Genomic DNA, 19,183 nt, shown 5'->3' with positions numbered 1-19,183 from the left:
CAGAAAGCCCAGCCTGCGCTACGATACAATAAAATCTCTGTGTAGGGTCCGCTACCACCTCCCTACCGATCCTAGCTCGCTCCGCCAATTGCGAAGGGTTAGCTGGTAAGAAGTAAGGATTAGGCACGTTCCCTAAACTTCCGAGTAAGGTTACCTAGTTCTTTGTCGCTGCCCACCTGGGACAATTCTATCGGCCGGCGACTGCCCGCAGCGGGTAGGGTATTGGGCGGCGTAGGGATTGGTATGTAGCAGCCGGCGGCCAGGCCCTCACTTGGTGCGCAACACGACCACGTCCATGGCCGGTACGGTGAGACGCGTCACCCGTTGGCGCGTGAACGCATCCTGATAGGTATGCTCGGTGAGCACGGCGTGGGTGAAGGCCGCCGGCCGGGGACCACGGTTAAACACGACCAGCACGTCTTCCTTCCCGAGCGTGCGGCGGAAGGCGTACAGCTGCCGGGCATCGTCGGTGGCCACGGTGGTAAACGCGCCGCGTTGAATGGCCGGCGAGCTGCGGCGCAGGGCAATGAAGCGCTGATACCAGGCAAACAGGTCAGCCTCAAACCCCACGGGGTCCGGGGCGTGGGTACTCTGATCCGGATTAAACGTTTCGGCTTCGTAGCGCTGGTCAGCCCAGACCATGGGCTTGCGGCAATCCGGGTCGTTGCCGCCCCACATGCCCGCTTCGTCCCCGTAGAAAAGCATGGGGGAGCCCACGTACAGCTGCTGGAAGGCGGCAATGAGCCGTTGCTTTTTTCGCTGGGCCGGGGTGGGCTTGCGGGCATTGTAGCTTTTGTTGTTACTCTTCTGGCTCCACGAAAAATAGGCGCCCCAGTCCCCGAACTTCTTGCCGTCGGGGTTGGCCACGGCGCTGCCGATGCGCGTCGCGTCGTGGCTGTCCACCAGGTTTTGCATATTCAGGGGCACGCCGGGGCCGAAGGCCTCGCGCAGCGCCCGCAGGCGCGCGTCCAGCTGGGTGACCGAGGAGGCGGTGGCCTCCTGCACGAAAAAGTCGTGCACGGCGAAGGCGAAGTTGTAGTTCATGGTGGCATCAAACTCATCCCCGCGCAGGTAGGGCCGGGTTTGCTCGACCGGAAACACCAGCTCAGCCGTCAGGTAGGCCTGCGGGTTCAGGCGCTTTACCCACTGCCGCCAGCTTTTCCAGAAGGGATGGCCCACATCGTAGGCCACGTCCAGGCGCCAGCCGTCAATGCCATGGGCCGCGCCTTTATTCATGGGGTTCATCCAGCGCTGGGTGGCGTGGAAAATGTACTGCTTGGGCCCGGCGACAATGCCCGTGCTGTCTTCTTTTAGCTCGGGCAGGGTCTTGACCCCAAACCAGCCCTTGTAGGCAAAGGGGGTGCCCGTGGCCGCATTGCGCCAGCTGGTGACCATAAACCAGTCGGCGTAGGGAGAGGCCTGCTGGTTCTTTTCGACGTCCCGAAAGGCAAAGCTCTGGGCGCCCAGGTGGTTGAAGACGCCGTCGAAAATGAGGTGCATGTTCCGCCGGTGCACTTCGTCAATAAGTTTAAGCACCAGCAAGTCGGCTTTGGTCCAGACCCAGGTCTGGGGGTCCAGCGGGTTTTCCGTGGCCATCAGCTTTTTGTCCCCCGCCGGGTCGGGCCCGAAGGTGGGGTCCGCGTGGTGGTAGCACAAGGCGTCGTACTTGTGGGAGGAGGGCGACCAAAACACGGGCGTCAAGTACAGGGCGTTCACGCCGAGCTGCTGCAGGTAGTCGAGCTTGTCGAGGATGCCCTGCACGTCGCCCCCGTAGCGGCGGCGCTGCAGGTTGTAGTAGATGTCCTTGCCGTTTTGCTGCTCGTAGGGCTGCAGGCGGTACCAGTCGCTCGTCCAGGGGTGAATCTGAAAGGCCGACGAATCATCGAAGGGGTAAGCCCCGTTCTGGTCGGCGGCCTGCGGATCGTTGCTCGGGTCGCCGTTGTGGAAGCGCTCGGGGAAAATCTGGTACCAGACCACGCCCTTGCTCCAGGTGGGGGTGAAATCGGCTTGGGCTTGGGCCTGCGCCGGCCGGGGCCGGCTGCTCAGCGCCAGGCCGAGCAGCAGCCCGAGACAAGGTGCGGTCAGCCGGCGGAATAACGTTGGAACTGTCATATTTTCTAGGCGGGGGGTAGGCCCGCAAAAGGAAAGGGCGCCCGGGGGCCGTACCCTAAACATACGCGAAAGCGCCCAACCTACCGCGGAGCCTAGACCTGATGCGGTCATCGACCCGGCGTAGGAGCTGGGTGCTGATAGTAATAGCTCAGCAGCCCATCCGGGGTGACGGCATCGTAGCGGTGAAAACCCAGGCGCTGGTACAAGGCGCGGGCTACCCAATTATTGTAGCGCACGTGCAGGGCAACCACCTTTTTTTCGCGCTCCCACGCCGTTTGCAACACGCGCTGCAGTAGTAGCTTGCCCCAGCCCCGGCCGCGGTAAGCCGGGTGCACATGAACATCGGCTAACAGGGCCTGCTGCGGCGTGTTGGGGTAGTGAGTCAGGCCCAGGGTAGCGTAGGAAATAATGTGGTCATCGAGCAGACCTACAAAGCGCACGGCTTGTGCCCCATCGATGTGCGTATCCGTGGTATAGAGCTGCATGGAGGAAGGATAAGAATTTCTACCGCTTAAAAAGATCTCCCCAACCAGTTTACACGGCCTGTTCGGGTCGGGACGGATGCGGGGAAGAAACACATATCCACCCTTTCTCATCCGTCGACCACAGCAGGATGGTCACAGGGGGACTAGGCCATAAAGCAACTAGTAAGCGAGTGTTAAATATAAGGCGGCATGTCAAAAAAAAGCAACAATTGCTACAATATAGCCTATATTTCAAGGGCGTTGACACCAATGAAACCATAATAATCTAGGATTGCCCTTCACTTTTAATCGCTACTCGACTTTAATTATATTTTCGTCTTAAGTTCAGGGGCCATCCTTCCTCCTACCCCACCCGGGGGCTTCATCCTCTTACCCAATCCTGGTTGCGGTGGTGCCGCTGCTTCCCCCCCTGTCGATATGAGGGGTAACGGCAGGGTAGGCTTTCCTAAGGGGTAAGAAGCTGCTCACCTATAGGACTGCCGTCAACAAAAAGCACATACAAGTCAACATGCTAGCCACCAGCAACCTTTCCGCTCCCCCGCCTTGCCCGCGCTCCGTCGGCTCCCCGCCTCCCGGAGCCGGGGGTCAGTGCGCTGACGGTCCGGGTCGTGCGCGGCCAAAGCCGCCTGGTGGTCAGCCTCAGCCAGCAACCACTCAAGCTGCTCAACCCCGCCTCTCCTACCCCGACCTGCCACGTGGTGCTCTCCAGCTACGGGGGCGGCTTGGTCGCCGGGGACAGCCTGCGCCTCCACCTCACCGGGGAGGTGCACACGCGGCTCTTTCTCAGCACCCAGGCCAGCACCCGCGTCTTTCGGTCCCCCGACGGGGCCGTGGCCGAGCAACATACCACCGGGGTGTTGGGGGCGGGAGCGCTGGCCGTGGTGTTTCCCGATCCGGTGGTGTTGCAGGCCCAGAGCCGCTACCGCCAAACCCAGGACTGGCACCTGCAGCCGGACTCCCTGCTGCTGCTGCTGGATTGGTTTCACGCCGGCCGCCTGGAGCAGGGGGAGCGGTTTGCCTTCACGTCCCTGCAGACGGAGCTGCGGGTCCACGTCAACCAGCAGTTGGTGGTGCTGGATCGGTTTTCCTTTCGCCCCGCGGAGCACATCGCCCCGTCGCCGGCCCACTTCGCCGACTATCACACCTTCTTGTCGGTCTTTCTGGTCGGCAGCCCGGCCGATAGCCGCTTTGCCCACCTAGGCCGCGTGCTGGAAAATCAAAAAATGGCGGGTAGCCAGCAGCCGCATTTCCGGGTCGACGCGGTGGAGTGCTTGGTATCGGTCGTGCGGGCTCGGGATAACGTGTATGTGCTGCGCGCCGCTGCCCGCAGCCGGGCGGCGCTGCAGCCCCTGTGCGACGCACTGCTAGCGGCCTTGGCAGCGGAGGAACTGCTGGGCTATAATCCGCTCAAGCGAAAGTATTAATCCTCCTAAATTAGCGCCGGTCTTCCCGCACGGCAGCCAATGCGCGGGCTTTTGCGGCGAGGATGTGGGCGATGATCTCGTCCAGGCCGTGGCCGTCGGTGGCCCGGGCAAACAGGAAGGGGCCCTCCCCGCGCATCTGTTGCGAATCGCGGGCCATGACCCCCAGGTCGGCCTTGATCAGGTCTTTCAAATCGATTTTGTTGATGACCAGCAAATCAGACTGGGTGATGCCGGGGCCGCCCTTGCGCGGGATTTTGTCGCCCCCCGACACGTCGATCACGTAGATGGAATAGTCCACCAGCTCGCGGCTGAAGTGGGCGGCCAGGTTGTCGCCCCCGCTTTCCACGAACAGGTAGTCGAGGGCGTAGTCGAAGCGCGCCATCAGGCCTTCCAGGGCATCCATGTTCAGGGAAATATCCTCGCGGATGGCCGCGTGCGGGCAGCCGCCGGTCTCCACCCCCACAATGCGGTCGGCGCTCAGGGCGCTGTGGCGGATGAGAAACTCGGCGTCTTCGCGGGTAAAGATGTCGTTGGTGACGACGCCCAGCGCAAACTCGTGGCGCAGCCGCTCACACAGGGCTTTGAGCAGGGCGGTTTTGCCCGTGCCCACCGGCCCGCCGATGCCCACGGTGAAGGCGCGGCGGCGGAAGTTGCGGTAGGACGGCAGGCGCCGCGTTTCGCGGGCCGTGAAGTCGCCGGGCGACTCGTACGCTTCGTGGCGGTGACCGTGGAGCAGCAGGGCAAGTTTTTCGGCAAAGGCCATGGCAAACCGATAGCGTTAGTTTTGGAATAGCTTCGAGTAGAGGTCGGCGTGCAGGCCCTGGGCGGCCTCCAGCAAGAAGGCCGTGCGCGTGGCCTGCTGGTAGTCCAGGCCGGTGGAGGTGGCCAGCAGCTGGTCGAAGACGGCGTAGAAGTCGTGCTGCAGGCGGTGCCCTTCCAGCGGGCCCAAAAACCCCAGGCGGATGGCGGCGCTGAGCTGGTCGCGCAGCTGCAGGTGCAAGAACATGGTCTGCACCTCGAGTAGGACAAACCCGACGCGCTGCAAACTCAGGGCAAATACCAGCGTGAAGTGGGTCGGCAGGTGGCGGTGGGCAAACCACAGGGCTATTTCGGGGAGTGGCGCCTCGGGGTAGAAAGACGTGAGCAGGCGCAGCCAGGTGCGGCCCTGCCCGGCGCTGGCTTTTGCCAGGCTGGGCACCAGCAGCTGGGCGTGGTAGTCGGCGGCCACCAGGTCAAACTCCTTCCCCAGGTCCGCCCTCCGGAAGCTGGCGGTGAGGTAGGGCAACTCGGCACTTGCCGCCTGCTGCAGGTACGCGTACAGGTACTGGCGCAAGTCGGCGGCCGAGCTAATGAGTCCCCCCGCGATGCTGCTTTCCAGCCCGGACGAGTACGCGAACGAGCCGGTCGGAATAGCCGAATCCACCAGGTGCAGGAGGCGGGCGAAGTGCATATTAAAATAAGTTATAGAGCTGGGCCAGGGGCAGGGTCTCGGCCGGGGGGCAGGTCAGGTGCTCCCCGTCCACCGTGACCCGGTAGGTTTCCGGATCCACCGCAATGTTGGGCAGGTAGTCATTCAGCGCCATGTCGTGCTTGGAAACCGCCCGGCAGCCCCGGACCGCCACCACCCGCTTGTGCAGGCCGTAGGTTTGCTGCACCCGGGCCAGGGACGCCTGCGAGACGAACGCCACCGCGGCCGGCCCGACGGCGCCGCCTAGGGCCCCGAACATGGGGCGCGAGAACGACGGCTGGGGCGTGGGAATGGAGGCGTTGGCGTCGCCCATCTGGGCCTGCACAAGTATGCCCCCCTTGAGAATCATCTCCGGCCGCACCCCGAAAAAGGCGGGCTTCCACAAGACCAGATCGGCCAGCTTGCCCACCTCCACCGAGCCGACTTCGTGGGCAATGCCGTGGGCGCGGGCCGGGTTGATGGTGTACTTGGCCACGTAGCGGCGCACGCGGAAATTATCGGCCGCGCGGCCCGCATCCTCGGGCAGCGGCCCGCGCTGGGCTTTCATCTTGTGGGCCGTTTGCCAGGTGCGGGTAATGACTTCCCCTACCCGGCCCATGGCCTGGGAGTCGCTGGAAATAATGCTGAGCGCGCCCATGTCGTGGAGGATGTCCTCGGCCGCGATGGTCTCGCCCCGAATGCGGCTTTCGGCGAAGGCCACGTCCTCGGGGATGTTTTTATCCAGGTGGTGGCAGACCAGGAGCATGTCCAGGTGCTCGTCCAGGGTGTTGACCGTGAAGGGGCGGGTGGGGTTGGTGGAGGAGGGAATGACGTTGGGCAAGCCGCAGATTTTGATGATGTCGGGGGCGTGGCCGCCGCCGGCGCCTTCGGTGTGGTAGGCGTGGATGGTGCGCCCCTTAAAAGCGGCCGTGGAGGTTTCCACAAAGCCGCTTTCATTCAGCGTATCGGTGTGAATGCACACCTGCACGTCGTACTCCTCGGCGATGCTGAGGCACATATCAATGGCGGCGGGGGTGGTGCCCCAGTCCTCGTGCAGCTTGAAGCCCAGCGCCCCCGCCTCCACCTGCTCGCGCAGGCCCTCGGGCTTGGAGGAGTTGCCCTTGGCCAGGAAGCCGAAGTTCAGCGGATAGGCCTCGGTGGCTTTGAGCATCATCGCCAGATAAAAGCCCCCGGCGTGCAGGTAGTGGCCGTGGTGCCGGCGGCCGGACCGGTGCCGCCCCCAGCATGGTAGTCACGCCGGAGGCCAGGGCCTCGGGAATCTGCTGGGGGCAGATGAAATGGATATGGCAGTCGATACCGCCGGCAGTCAGAATCTGACCTTCCCCGGCCACGACTTCGGTGGTCACGCCCACGATCATGCCCGCGGTCACGCCGGGCATGATATGCGGGTTGCCGGCTTTGCCAATAGCGGCAATGCGCCCGTGCTTGATGCCGACGTCAGCTTTGTAGATGCCGGTGTAATCGATAATTAAGGCGTTGGTAATGAGCAAGTCCAGCGCGTCGGCTTCGGCTATGCCAGCCGCCTGGCCCATGCCGTCGCGCAAGACTTTGCCGCCGCCAAACTTGCACTCCTCCCCGTACACGGCGAAGTCGTGCTCGACTTGAATGAGCAGGTCGGTGTCGCCCAGGCGCACCCGGTCGCCCGTGGTGGGGCCGTACATCTCAGCGTAGGCGCGGCGGTCGAGGGGAAAAGACATATCAGGACACAAGAGTCATTTAGAGGTAGCAGGTGCTTCATAAAAAGCATTGATTCTTTGCAGTAAGGGAATCAAAGGCTTTTTACCTGTCATTGTATTGTAAAATAGATTATTGACTGAGCAGTCCAGCGCTTGTTCATCAATTACTTTAATTAAATAAGGAAAGCCTTTTTTCTCTTTTACACCATAAAGCATGTGGGAAATAAATTTGCTATCAGGCCCACAATCAATTTCTTCTCCATCCACAAAAACAACTCTCGTAGTTGGATCAAGATGCGGAACAACAGCATGTTTTGCGAACTCAACACTACTTTTCCGGCTGTTGTAGAAGAAAAAACAACTTCCATCTGCGCGGTGCAAAAACTCTTTGTATTCCTCCTGAAATTTCTTGTTTGAAAAAAATGAACTGATTAGAAAACCGATTAGCGCTAAAATTCCAATAGCAACGAATAGGGCTCCTAATAGCAGGCCAATTCCAATTAAATACTTGGCAAAAAAGGCCAGAATAATCACTCCAACTACACGCAGAATTCTGTCAGACCAAGTGCTTTTTGGGGTTACCATATTAATCAGATGACAAGAGCATTCGTCAGTTATTGGCAAGCTTATTTAGTGCCGCCTGCTTATTCTCTTCTCCCAATTCCCCATCAATCAGCCCGTTGCCGCCGTACACGATTCTTTGCCCCCCCAGCGCCACCAGCGTCACGCGCTTGCGCTCGCCGGGCTCGAAGCGGACGGCGGTGCCGGCCGGGATGTTGAGGCGGTAGCCGTAGGCAGCGGCGCGGTCGAAGTGCAACGCGGCATTGGTTTCAAAGAAGGGATAGTGCGAGCCGACCTGCACGGGCCGGTCGCCCATGTTCACCACCTCGATTTGTACCGTTGCGCGGCCCTCGTTGAGGACCAGATCCGTCGGTAGCAGCAGGTACTCGCCGGGTTGGGCGGCGCTGTCGGTGTCCGGGGCGGACTGGGGAGCTTTTTTGGTGAGGCCGGAGCCGTAAAGTGCTAAGTCTGGGTTGCCGGTCTCGCGGCAAATGGGGTGATGCACGGTTACGAGCTTGGTGCCGTCGGGGAAAGTACCTTCCACCTGCACTTCGTCCACCAGCTCGGCCACGCCGGGCAGCACGTCAGCGAGGCCGAGCAGCTGCTTGCCTTTGTCCATGAGGATGGCTACCCGCTCGCCGTCACGAATAAATTCCAGCAGTTGGGTGGCCAGCAGGGCCACGGCTTCGGGGTAATTGAGGAGCAGGCCCCGGGCGTAGCGCTTCTGGGCCACGAAGCCGGCCTGGTGGAGAACGAGCTTATCAAGGTCTTTGGGGGAGAGATGCACGGCGGGCGTTTGTTTTCGGTAGGGAAACGGGTAGGGATGGGGGAAGGTATGCTCACAGATTCACATACATCATCCAGCTGCCGTAGCCCACGCAAAGCAGGGACGACAAGGTGACGGTGCCGGCCTGCAGGCGGCGGCTGAGGCGCATGCGCCGGGTGAAGGGCACGTGACACAAGCCGGCCACCAGGCACATACCCACCAGGGAGCCCCCGCCAAACAACAGGAAATACAGGAGGCTCAGGCTGACATCCCGCAACTCACTCATCACCAGCAGCACCAGCGCCCCACTGCCCGCCAGCCCGTGGAGCAGGCCCACGGCGAAGGCCCAGCCCGGCGCCGCTGCGGTAGGTGGCCGCGGCGCGGGTTTGCGCTGTTCCCGCAGCCGGCTGAGGCCCATGAGCACCAGCAGCAGGCCTACGGTGGCCTCGAAGTAGCCGCCCGTAAGAATGGTGAGCCTGCCCAGCAGGATGATGGCCCCCACGACGACCAAGGTAGTGGTGTGACCTAACCCCCATAGAATCCCCTCGCGCAGGGCTTCCGCCAAGGTATCCCGGCGCGAAATCAAGTTGCCCACAGCCAAAATATGGTCGGGTTCAAACGCATGACCCATTCCGGCTACAGAAGCAAAAATTAAGGGCAACAGGCCTTCCATTTAAAGGGGGTTAAGCATAATATTCCCTAATGTAAGATAACTAGCCTATACATTCGATAGGCTTCTCACAAAATGTTCATTTCTGCTCATGCTAAGGGAACGCCTGTGTTCTGCTTTGGTTTCAGGCGTTTTTTTTCATCGGGGGTAGTCCAAGTCGCTCCTCCGCAACGACGGGCCCTTGGTCGAATCTGAGCGCGCGCCCCCCCACGCCATGTCCCGTCAGATCTTCTACCCCGTGAGCTAAGCGTAAGCAATAAGGGGTAGCAGTCCTGATGGAGGGCTCGACCTGCTGCGGGAAGTCACGGCCGGTAAGTGGAAAATCAGCCTGCTCTACTTCATTGGCCAGGGCCTGCGCCGGCCTAGTCAACTGCATCAGCGCCTGCCCGGCGCCGCCCCCGCATGCTCAACCTGCAGCTGCGACAGCTCCTGGCCCACGAGCTCCTGCGCAAGCAAACCGTGTCCGCGCCCCCTCACGGTGGAGTACCACCTCACGGGCTTGGGCGAATCCTTGCTGCCCCTGCTCACGGCGCTGGGCCGCTGGGGCGATGAGCACCAGGCGCAGCTGCGCCGAGTCGTGGCGCAGTCGGCCGCAACAGCGCCCATAAGATAAGCCCTGTGGGGCCGTGTTCCGGAGGGCCTGCTCACGAAGCCGCCGCGGTGCGAGGGTAGAAACGGAGGGGCTTCGTCGGGCCAAGGGAAGCAGCGTGGCCGGGGCAACCGGTTGCAGGAAGGAAGTCCTGCGACCGGTTGCCCCGGCGCGTGCAAAGATCCTTCAACCCGATGCGCTCAGATGGCGGCCGTCACGATGAGCATCACGTAGGGGCCATACGTTAGCCTAATGGACTTTAATTAATGGGGCCTGCTGGCGGGCGGGCCATCCGGAGCGACAAACCTGCCGCAGCGCCTGCCGCTAGTAACCACATCCGACCGTGCATGGCTCCCTTGGATAGGTGCGCTAAGTAAAGCTGGTGCTCTCAACTAGAGCACCGCGGCGCACGAGGGAAGGAAGGCAAGAGTCTTTCCTGCAAGCGGGTCAACAAGCGAGGGCCCGAAAGCGCAGGGAGCTTTCATTTCTGAACCGGCTTGTGGGACCAGGCGGGCGAGCGGAGGGGGCGACTTCACCGGTCACTCCCCGTAGGGCCCTTATTCTATGACTTGCTGGGCCTTGCCCTTAACTCGATTCATCGCTATACCTAGAGACTAGCGGTTTGCAAATGAGCCTGTTGCAAGGGCGCGGCGCGGTTTGGTTCAAGCTAATATTTTCGTTCAGGAATAGCAGCGACTTTCCATCCTGCGGCTATCATACTTAGGCTTTTTATCTACATTAGTCGTTCACTCGCCACCCGTTCACCCTGCCATCGTTGTGTTCTATTTACGTGGGCTGTTCACGGGACTATTCGTCACTGGCTGTCTGCCGGCCAGCGCCCAGCAAGCCGTACCGGATAGTATCCGCCCTATCAGCTTACAGGGCGTCATTGTCTCGGCCACTCGGGGGCAGAATCGCGCGTTACCGTGCCCCAGCAGGTGGACGTATTGTCCGCTCGGGCTATTCGGCTGTTGAACCCGCCCACCACGGCCGATGCGCTCCAGCAGAGTGGCTGGGTGTATGTACAGAAATCCCAATTAGGGGGGGGAGCCCGGTGTTGCGAGGCTTTGAAGCCAACAAGGTGCTGCTGGTCGTCGATGGGGTGCGGCTGAACAATGCCATTTTTCGCGGCGGCCACCTGCAAAATGTGCTGGGCATTGACGCCAACGTGCTCGAGCGGGTGGAAATACTCAGCGGCGCGGGGGCCGTGCCCTACGGGTCCGATGCCTTGGGCGGGGTCATCAGCCTGCACACCAAGCAGCCCCAGCTAGCGGACAGCAGCGCCGCCGCGCCCGTGGCGCGGACCACCAGTCTACTACGATATGCTACGGCCGCTCGGGAGAAGACCGCGCACGCGGATGTAAGCCTGGGCTGGCAGCGCCTGGCGCTGCTGACCAGCGTGACCGCCACCGACTTTGACGACCTGCGCAAGGGACGCCGCGATTACGCCTCCTTTCCGGGCTTTGGCGACAAGCCTTTTTACGTGCGGCGCTTGGGCCAGCGGGATAGTGTACTCGTGAACGCAGATCCTCACCGGCAGCGCGACTCGGGGTACAGTCAACTCGACGTGCTGCAGAAGGTCGTGTTCCGGCCCACCCCCCAGCAGCAGCATCTGCTGAACCTGCAGTACTCGACGACCACCACTGTGCCGCGCTACGACCGCCTCCAGGTAGTGCGTGCCAACGGCTTGCCACGCTATGCGGAGTGGAACTACGGCCCGCAGCGCCGGCTGCTGGCCAGCTATCAGGTTCAATACAGCCACCCGACGCGCTTTTTTGATGCGCTAACTTTCACGCCGGCCCTGCAACTCCTGGCCGAAAGCCGCCTCGTGCGCGACTTTGGCCAGGAGCTGCGGCAGGAGAACCGGGAGCAGGTCCGGGTATGGTCAGCGAACTGGGATCTGCAGAAAACCCTGGGCCACCACCAGTTGCGTTACGGGGCGGAGGTTACGCATAACCGGGTGCGTAGCACGGGTACCGGCCGGAACGTCAGCACCGGGCAATGGCAGGCCATAGTCACGCGCTACCCCCACGGGGCTACCTACGCCACCACCGGTGTATATGCCACGCACCGCTGGCCGCTGACGCCCATCTTCCGCCTTTCCACGGGGCTGCGCGTGAGCACCGTGCGGCTGCGCGGCGAGTTCGATCCGCGCTTCTTTCAGACCGCCGTCCGCCACCTCCGGCAGTCCTCGGCCTCGCTTGATGGCAGTCTAGGGCTGGTGGCGCAGTTGCGGGGAGGGTTCCGCGCCACCGGGCTGGTCGGCACCGCTTTTCGCAATCCCAACGTGGATGACGCCGGGAAGACCTTCGAGCAGAATAATGGCACCTTGCTCCTGCCGAACCCCGCCCTGCGGCCCGAGCGCGTCCGTACGGCGGAAGTAGAGCTGTCGCACACGCTCGAGAACCAATTGCACGTCGCCCTGACGAGTTTCTATACCCAGCTGCACGACGCCCTGACCGTGCAGCCCTACGCTACCCCCAGCGGGGCCGCAACCGTGGAATTCAACGGGCAGACCTACACGACCGTCGCCACGACCAATACGGGTCGGGCGCGTATCTACGGACTCAGTGCCCGTGCCCAGGCCCAGCTAGGCGGGTGGTCGATGCAAGGCAGCCTCACGTACACGAAAGGGCGCGACCTCACGCGGCGCGCTCCGCTCGACCACATTCCGCCCCTGTACGGCCGGGGGGCAATTATTTACCGCCGCCGCGCTTTCACGGGGGAAGCATCGGTGTTATGTAATGGCCGCAAGCGCCCGAGTGAGTTTAGCCCCTCGGGCGAAGACAACCTGGAGCAGGCCACGCCCGCGGGCGCGCTCGGCTGGTACACGGTAACGGTGCGCACCGACTACCGCCTCACCCCGCGCTGGACGGTGCAGGCGGCCGTCGAGAATCTGCTGGACCAGAGCTACCGGCAGTTCGCTTCCGGCATCAGTGCTCCCGGCCGCAACCTGGTGCTGGCGCTGCGCTTCACTCAGTAGTTTAGTCAGGGTTTCCAACCTGCGCCTGGAAAGCGCGCTAGCCGCCTATTCAAGGTTAGCGCGTTGTTTATGGGTGGGTAATCCCTGATAACACTACTCCTGCTACCAACGCTGGTAGCCAAAGTCTTGCCATCCGGCTTACCTTATGGTTCTAATCTAGACCTTCTCCGCTGCCCCATGCGATTCGTGACCCGCGCCGTCTGGCTGCTCTCGCTTATCAGCCTGTTCACCGACCTGGCCAGTGAGATGCTCTACCCCGTGATGCCCTTGTATTTGCAATCTATTGGCTTCTCGGTCTTGTACATCGGGCTGCTCGAAGGCATGGCGGAAGCCGTGGCCGGCCTGAGCAAAGGGTACTTCGGGCAGTGGTCCGACCGCCTGGGCCGACGGGTGCCGTTTGTGCAGTGGGGCTATGGCCTGAGCGCCCTGTCAAAGCCCCTGTTAGCGTGGCTGACTACCCCGACTGGGGTGCTGCTGGTCCGCACCGTGGACCGGCTCGGGAAGGGCTTGCGTACCGGGGCCCGCGATGCCCTGCTCGCGCACGAAGCCACCCCCGCGAATCGGGGCAAGGTGTTCGGATTTCACCGGTCCCTGGATACGGTGGGCGCCGTGTTGGGGCCGCTGGCGGCCCTTGGGTGGCTGGCGGCGTATCCGGGGCAGTACCGGTCGCTGTTTCTGTGGGCCCTCCTGCCGGGGGCAGTGGCAGTCCTTCTCGCTTTCGGCTTGCGCGAGGGACGGGCCGTGCCCTCGGGGCGTCCGGTCGTGCCTTTTTGGGTGGCGTTCCGCTACTGGCGGCAGGCCCCGCCCGCGTATCGACGCGTCGTCGGGGGGCTGCTGGTATTTGCCCTATTCAACAGCTCGGATGCCTTTTTATTGCTGGTGGCGCAAGCGCGGGGCCTCCCCGCTCCCACGGTTATTGGGCTGTATGTTCTCTACAACCTCACCTACGCGCTCTGCGCCTGGCCCTTAGGCCATGTGGCCGATCGGTGGGGGCCGCGGCGCTTGCTGGTGATGGGCTTCGTGGTGTTTGCCGGGGTGTATGGCGGGGTCGCGCTGGCCCACGACCGGTGGACGTTTGGGGCCCTGTTCGTACTCTACGGCGTGTACGCCGCCGCCACCGAGGGGGTGAGTAAAGCCTGGGTCAGCACCCTGTGTGCCCCGCGGGACACCGGCGCGGCCCTGGGCACGTTGGGCGGGCTGAGCAGCCTGGCTGCCTTAGGCGCGAGTGCCGGGGCGGGCCTGCTCTGGCAGTGGGGCGGGGTGGCGCTGCCTTTCGGCGTGGCCGCGGTCATGGCGGTGGGCGTGGCCGCTTACCTAGCCCAGGTTCGCGTAGAAAAAGCAGGGAGCTAACCCCTCCGCTCGGTTCGCCGGCGTGGGGGCAAGCAGGAGTACCCCCGGACCTTGAACCAGCGCGTCCTAGTGGCCGGCACCTTCCCGGCTGATTTAGAAGCGAAGCTTATTACCTTAGAGGCAGTTGACTGGATGGAAACTTCCCCCGGCAGGTTGGCGCGTCGACTCTCGGTACTCACCCCTTGCTATTCTTTTCTTTTGCCTATGAAACTTCCCCTACCCCTGAATGCCGCTTTGCTTGGCGGGTTGTTTGGTCTGCTGCTGCTCCCAGCCCCTGCCGAAGCCCAGCAGCGCGCCAAGCGAAAGAAAGCCCCCCAAGGCACCACCGCAGTCTATGACACCACCTTGTACAATGGACTGCGGTGGCGCTCCATTGGCCCCTACCGCGGCGGACGGGCGGGCACGGCGACGGGCGTGCCCGGCAACCCCAACCTGTACTACATGGGCACGGCCGGGGGCGGCGTGTGGCGCACCACCGATGGCGGCGGCACCTGGGAAAACATCTCCGACCGCTACTTTGGCGGCTCCATCGGGGCCGTAGCCGTCAGCGAATCGGACCCGAACGTGCTGTACGCCGGCGAGGGCGAGCAAACGGTGCGCGGCAACGTGTCGTCGGGCTTTGGGGTGTGGAAGTCGCAGGACGCGGGCCAGACCTGGGTGAACGTCGGCCTCAAGGATTCGCGTCATATCGGCCGCATTCGCGTTCACCCCAAAAACCCGGATCTGGTGTATGTAGCAGCCATGGGCGATTTGTACGCGCCCAGCGAAATGCGCGGCGTGTACCGCTCCCAAGACGGCGGCAAGAAGTGGGAGCGCGTGCTGTTTGCTAACCCAGACGCGGGCGCCGTCGACTTGATTCTGGACCCTAGCAACCCGCGCATTTTGTACGCCAGCACCTGGAATGTGCGGCGCACCCCCTACAGCTTCTCCTCGGGCGGGCCGGGCTCGGGCCTGTGGAAAAGCACCGATGGGGGCGACACCTGGCAGGATATCTCCCGCAGCGAAGGCTTGCCGACGGGCACCTTAGGCATCATCGGCGTGGCCGTGTCGCCGGTGAACTCTAGCCGGGTGTGGGCCTTGGTGGAAGCGGAAAAGGGGGGCTTATTTCGCTCCGACGATGGGGGCAAGCACTGGCAGAAGCTTTCCGATGACCGCAACCTGCGCCAGCGGGCCTGGTACTATACCCGCATTTATGCCGACCCCAAGGACGCGGACGTGATGTACGTGCTGAACGTGTCCTACCACAAAAGCAAGGACGGGGGGCGCACCTTCCAGGCCGCGGATGCGCCCCACGGCGACCACCACGATCTGTGGATTGCCCCCGAGAATCCTAACCGCATGGTCATGGCCGACGACGGCGGCGCCCAGGTGAGCACCGACGGGGGCCTGAACTGGACCACGTACCACAACCAGCCCACGGGCCAGTTTTACCGCGTGGTTACCGACAACCATTTCCCCTACCGCATCTACGGGGCCCAGCAGGACAACTCGACCGTACGCATTCCGCACCGCACGGCGGGCCGCAGCATCGAGGAGCGCGACTGGGAGCCGACGGCCGGGGGCGAAAGCGCCCACATCGCTGTCGACCCGCGCAACCCTGATATCGTGTACGGGGGCAGCTACGACGGTTTTCTTTCCCGCGTAGATCATAGCACCCAGCAGGAACGCACCATTGACGTATGGCCCGATAACCCCATGGGCCACGGCGCGGAGGGCATGAAATACCGGTTCCAGTGGAATTTTCCCCTGCTGTTTTCCCCCCATGACCCCAAAAAGCTTTACGCGGGCTCCAACCATTTGCACGCCACAACCAACCAAGGGCAGTCGTGGGAAATACTCAGCCCGGATCTGACCCGCAATGACCCCAAAACCCTGGGACCCTCGGGTGGACCTATTACCAAGGACAATACGGCCGTGGAATACTACGGAACCATCTTCGCCATCGCGGAATCGCCGATAGAGCAAGGCGTAATTTGGACAGGCTCCGACGACGGACTGTTGCACATAACTCGCGACCAGGGCAAAACCTGGACGAAAGTGCAGCCCAAAGGCATGCCCGATTGGATTCAGATTAACAGCATCGACGCCCACCCCACCACGAAAGGCGCCGCCTACGTAGCGGCTACTATGTACAAATCCGGCGACTTTCGGCCTTACCTGTACAAGACCACCGACTACGGTAAGACGTGGACAAAAATCACCGCCGGCATTCCCGACACGCATTTCACCCGCGTGGTGCGCGCCGACCCCAAGCGCGCCGGGCTGCTTTACGCGGGCACCGAATACGGCTTGTACGTCTCCTTTACTGACGGGCAGCAGTGGCAGCCGTTGCAGCTCAATCTGCCCCCGGTTTCCATCACGGACCTCACGATTAAAAACGACAACCTCATTGCCGCCACGCAGGGCCGCGGGTTCTGGCTGCTCGACGACCTTACCCCCCTGCACCAGCTGAGTGCGCCGGTGGCCGCCAGCAAGTTTCATCTCTACACGCCGGCCGCGAGCTATAAGATGGAGGGACGCGGCACCCCCACGATACCTAAAACTGCGGGCCAAAACCATCCGGGTGGGGTCATGCTACACTATTACTTCGCCCAAAAGCTGGATTCGACCAGCCAGGTGAAGCTGGAAATCCTGGATGCGAGCGGCAAGCGTATTCGCACGTTCACGAACACGGAGCGGGAGCTGGGGGGCAAAAATTTGACGAAGGCCGAAAAAGCCAAGGTAAAACGGGAGCTGCTGCCTACTCGTAAGGGCCTGAACCGCTACGTTTGGGATTTAAGCTACCCCGATGCAAGCCAGTTTGAAGGGCTTATTCTGTGGGGGGGCGGCACGCAGGGGCCTAGGGCCGTGCCGGGCACCTACACAGCCCGCCTGACGCTCAACCAGGAAACGCAGGAAGCGACCTTTAAAGTATTGCCTGACCCGCGCAGTAAAGCCACCCCGGAGGATCTGCAGGCGCAGTTTACCTTTCTGCAGGAAGTGCAGCAGAAGCTCACCGAAACCCACAATGCCATTCGCGATATCCGTACCCTGCGCGGGCAGCTTACTGCCATTACCGGCCCGTTGAAGGATCAAGCCAATGCCAAGGATATCGTGGAATCGGCCGCGGCCATTGACAAGAAAATCACCCAGATTGAGGAGGCGCTCTATCAAACCAAGAACAAGAGCGGCCAGGACCCCCTGAACTTTCCTATCCGCTTGAACAACAAACTAGCGGCCCTGGTCGGGCAGGCCAGCACCGGCGACTACCGGCCCACCGAGCAGGCCGTGGCCTTCAAGAAGGAAGTGACGGAGCAGATTAATCAGCAGCTCAATCAGTTCAAAATGATCCGGGAGCAGGATCTGCCGGCCCTGAACAAGCTCATTCGCGACAAGCGTGTGGATGCGATTACGCTGCCTCCGTCAGCCCCACCCACTGCTCCCAGTAGCTTGTAAGGAATACGTTTATAAAGCAAGGTGTGTAGTAAAAAGCCCAGATCGACTGTTCGGTCTGGGCTTTTTGTGGCTGCCGAGGAGAAGCTAATGTGGCAGCTAACAGCTTCGTCAAGCGATAAACTTTATCCCCCGAATGAATAGCCGCCTGCTTTCCTGCCGTCGTGAGGAAGATCCTCGGACACTTCCAGCGAGGATGGATTCGCCTGGTAAAGACTGCATCGTATCCTTAGTTGGGCGCGGTAAAACAAGGTTTAGGAACGCCGATTTTTCGGACCTTATTTAAAGACCTATAAGGCCCCTATTGTTCCATTTGGTATCTCTGCATGTTGAGGGCCATACACAGGTCCTCATGGAATTAGCGGGTAAATCCGCTCAAAAGGAAGGATCCCTCTATGGGGTAAAAACGCCGCCCGAAAACCGTGCTTTCGCGGGCAGCCGTGAGGGTACATAACGTGTTCGAATAAAGGGTCTACTTCAAACATCTCCTCTTCCCGTTGACCAGCTAGGATAAGGCCTTGTCGCATATGCTAGCCCTTGGGTAAAACTAGACGACTAGCCACCTCTTGGTTTCTTTCCGTACACAATTACAGGTCTTCCCCTTGGCTTCGGCGCAGCGGGGGGCTGCCGGTATTTCTTCTACCCTAGTCTTTTTCCCATGCATATCATTTTGGGTGCTACGGGCCATATTGGGTCGGCGCTCGCCCACCTGCTCTTAGCGCGCGGCGAGCCCGTTACGCTCGTCTTGCACACCCCGGACCACGCCCCGCACTGGCAGCAGCACGGCGCCCAGACGGTGGTGGCGGACGTGCACGACACGTCCGCCCTCCACGCTATATTTCGCCAGGGTCAGCGCTTATTTCTGCTGAACCCGCCGGCGCCACCCGCCACCGACACGGCCGCCGAAGAGCGGAAAAGCCTGGCCGCTATTCTCGCTGCCCTCCCCGACTCGGGCCTGCACAAGGTAGTGGCCGAATCCACGTACGGGGCGCAGCCGGGCACCCAGGCAGGGGATTTAGGGGTGCTCTACGCCATGGAGCAAGCCTTGGCCGCGCAGCCGATTCCCACCAGTATTATTCGCGCCGCCTATTACATGAGTAATTGGGACCCGGCCCTGGCCAGCGCCCGGCAAGCAGGAACAGTGCCGTCGTTGTATCCCGCCGACTTTCAGCTGCCGATGGTGGCTCCGGTGGACATCGCCCGCATCGCGGCCCGCTTGTTGACTGAACCACTCTCGCAGACGGGGTTGCACTACGTGGAAGGCCCCGCGCGGTACTGCGCGGCGGAGGTAGCCGCGGCCTTGACGGACGTGCTGCACCGGCCCGTAACGGTGGAAGTAACCCCACGGGCCGAGTGGACCCAGGCCTTGCAGGCGGTGGGCTTCTCGGCGCCGGCGGCCGAATCGATGGCCCACATGACGGGTATCACGCTCGATCAGCAATACGAGCTACCCCCGCACCCGATTCGGGGCACCACGACCTTGCACGCCTACTTCCACCAACTCGTTCATCAGCACTCGGAGCGCTAGCCTCCTTCGTCCTCGCGTCTGGTCAACCAGCAACAGGGAGGATAAGCGGCGTTGATCTGGACCCAAAAAACGTCCCCGTCCTAGTCGGTTTAGTCTGTCCAGAAAATGGGTAGGCAAACACCTGCCTGAAACAGCCTTT

The 19,183-nt window shown here is 61.9% G+C and carries 13 protein-coding genes and 1 pseudogene; 6 read left to right on the top strand and 8 right to left on the bottom strand.

Translation table 11 applies throughout. The features are described 5' to 3' along the window. Window positions 1–267 precede the first annotated feature (267 nt). Window positions 268–2,112 (bottom strand): glycoside hydrolase family 13 protein, encoded by a 1,845-nt coding sequence (locus G7064_RS20850; RefSeq protein ID WP_133271047.1) that lies wholly within the window; start codon window positions 2,110–2,112, stop codon window positions 268–270. A 107-nt stretch (window positions 2,113–2,219) separates the two neighbouring features. Beyond that, window positions 2,220–2,597, bottom strand: coding sequence for a GNAT family N-acetyltransferase (locus tag G7064_RS20845; protein WP_165963419.1), 378 nt, complete (start codon window positions 2,595–2,597; stop codon window positions 2,220–2,222). 608 nt (window positions 2,598–3,205) lie between these two features. On the opposite strand from G7064_RS20845, the gene G7064_RS20840 reads away from it, so the two are divergent. Then, window positions 3,206–4,021 carry an urease accessory protein UreD gene (locus tag G7064_RS20840; RefSeq protein WP_317172865.1) on the top strand — a complete coding sequence of 272 codons (816 nt, stop codon included), beginning with the start codon at window positions 3,206–3,208 and terminating at the stop codon, window positions 4,019–4,021. 10 nt (window positions 4,022–4,031) lie between these two features. Here G7064_RS20840 and ureG read toward each other — a convergent pair whose 3' ends face one another. The 6 genes and pseudogenes from ureG to G7064_RS20810 form a co-directional block, all read right to left on the bottom strand. Continuing rightward, window positions 4,032–4,784 (bottom strand): urease accessory protein UreG, encoded by a 753-nt coding sequence (gene ureG / locus G7064_RS20835; RefSeq protein ID WP_133271044.1) that lies wholly within the window; start codon window positions 4,782–4,784, stop codon window positions 4,032–4,034. 15 nt (window positions 4,785–4,799) lie between these two features. After that, on the bottom strand, window positions 4,800–5,444 hold the full coding sequence (locus tag G7064_RS20830) for an urease accessory protein UreF (protein WP_166075285.1): 645 nt from the start codon (window positions 5,442–5,444) through the stop codon (window positions 4,800–4,802). A gap of 28 nt (window positions 5,445–5,472) precedes the next feature. Next, window positions 5,473–7,186: pseudogene (ureC, locus tag G7064_RS20825) on the bottom strand (urease subunit alpha). A 15-nt stretch (window positions 7,187–7,201) separates the two neighbouring features. After that, on the bottom strand, window positions 7,202–7,750 hold the full coding sequence (locus G7064_RS20820) for a hypothetical protein (protein WP_133271042.1): 549 nt from the start codon (window positions 7,748–7,750) through the stop codon (window positions 7,202–7,204). Between the two features lie 25 nt (window positions 7,751–7,775). Beyond that, entirely contained in the window at window positions 7,776–8,513 is a 738-nt protein-coding gene (locus tag G7064_RS20815) for an urease subunit beta (protein ID WP_166075284.1), read from the bottom strand. 52 nt (window positions 8,514–8,565) lie between these two features. Beyond that, window positions 8,566–9,165, bottom strand: a complete 600-nt coding sequence (locus G7064_RS20810; RefSeq protein ID WP_133271041.1) for an urease accessory protein — start codon at window positions 9,163–9,165, stop codon at window positions 8,566–8,568. 475 nt (window positions 9,166–9,640) lie between these two features. On the opposite strand from G7064_RS20810, the gene G7064_RS22840 reads away from it, so the two are divergent. From G7064_RS22840 to G7064_RS20785, 5 genes are all read left to right on the top strand, one after another. Then, window positions 9,641–9,775, top strand: coding sequence for a hypothetical protein (locus tag G7064_RS22840; RefSeq protein ID WP_262888657.1), 135 nt, complete (start codon window positions 9,641–9,643; stop codon window positions 9,773–9,775). A 1,030-nt stretch (window positions 9,776–10,805) separates the two neighbouring features. Then, window positions 10,806–12,734, top strand: a complete 1,929-nt coding sequence (locus G7064_RS20800; protein ID WP_165963415.1) for a TonB-dependent receptor plug domain-containing protein — start codon at window positions 10,806–10,808, stop codon at window positions 12,732–12,734. A 177-nt stretch (window positions 12,735–12,911) separates the two neighbouring features. Next, the gene (locus tag G7064_RS20795) at window positions 12,912–14,084 is read left to right on the top strand and encodes an MFS transporter (protein ID WP_166075283.1); all 1,173 of its coding nucleotides are present in this window, start codon (window positions 12,912–12,914) and stop codon (window positions 14,082–14,084) included. A 204-nt stretch (window positions 14,085–14,288) separates the two neighbouring features. Then, on the top strand, window positions 14,289–17,519 hold the full coding sequence (locus G7064_RS20790) for a WD40/YVTN/BNR-like repeat-containing protein (RefSeq protein WP_166075282.1): 3,231 nt from the start codon (window positions 14,289–14,291) through the stop codon (window positions 17,517–17,519). A 655-nt stretch (window positions 17,520–18,174) separates the two neighbouring features. After that, on the top strand, window positions 18,175–19,044 hold the full coding sequence (locus G7064_RS20785) for an NmrA family NAD(P)-binding protein (protein WP_133271039.1): 870 nt from the start codon (window positions 18,175–18,177) through the stop codon (window positions 19,042–19,044). The last annotated feature ends 139 nt before the right edge of the window (window positions 19,045–19,183 follow it).

Source organism: Hymenobacter sp. HDW8 (assembly GCF_011305775.1).
Taxonomy (GTDB): Bacteria; Bacteroidota; Bacteroidia; order Cytophagales; family Hymenobacteraceae; genus Hymenobacter; species Hymenobacter radiodurans.
The sequence above is the reverse complement of the archived record's forward strand: the minus strand, read 5'-3'. Positions and strand labels throughout refer to the sequence as shown.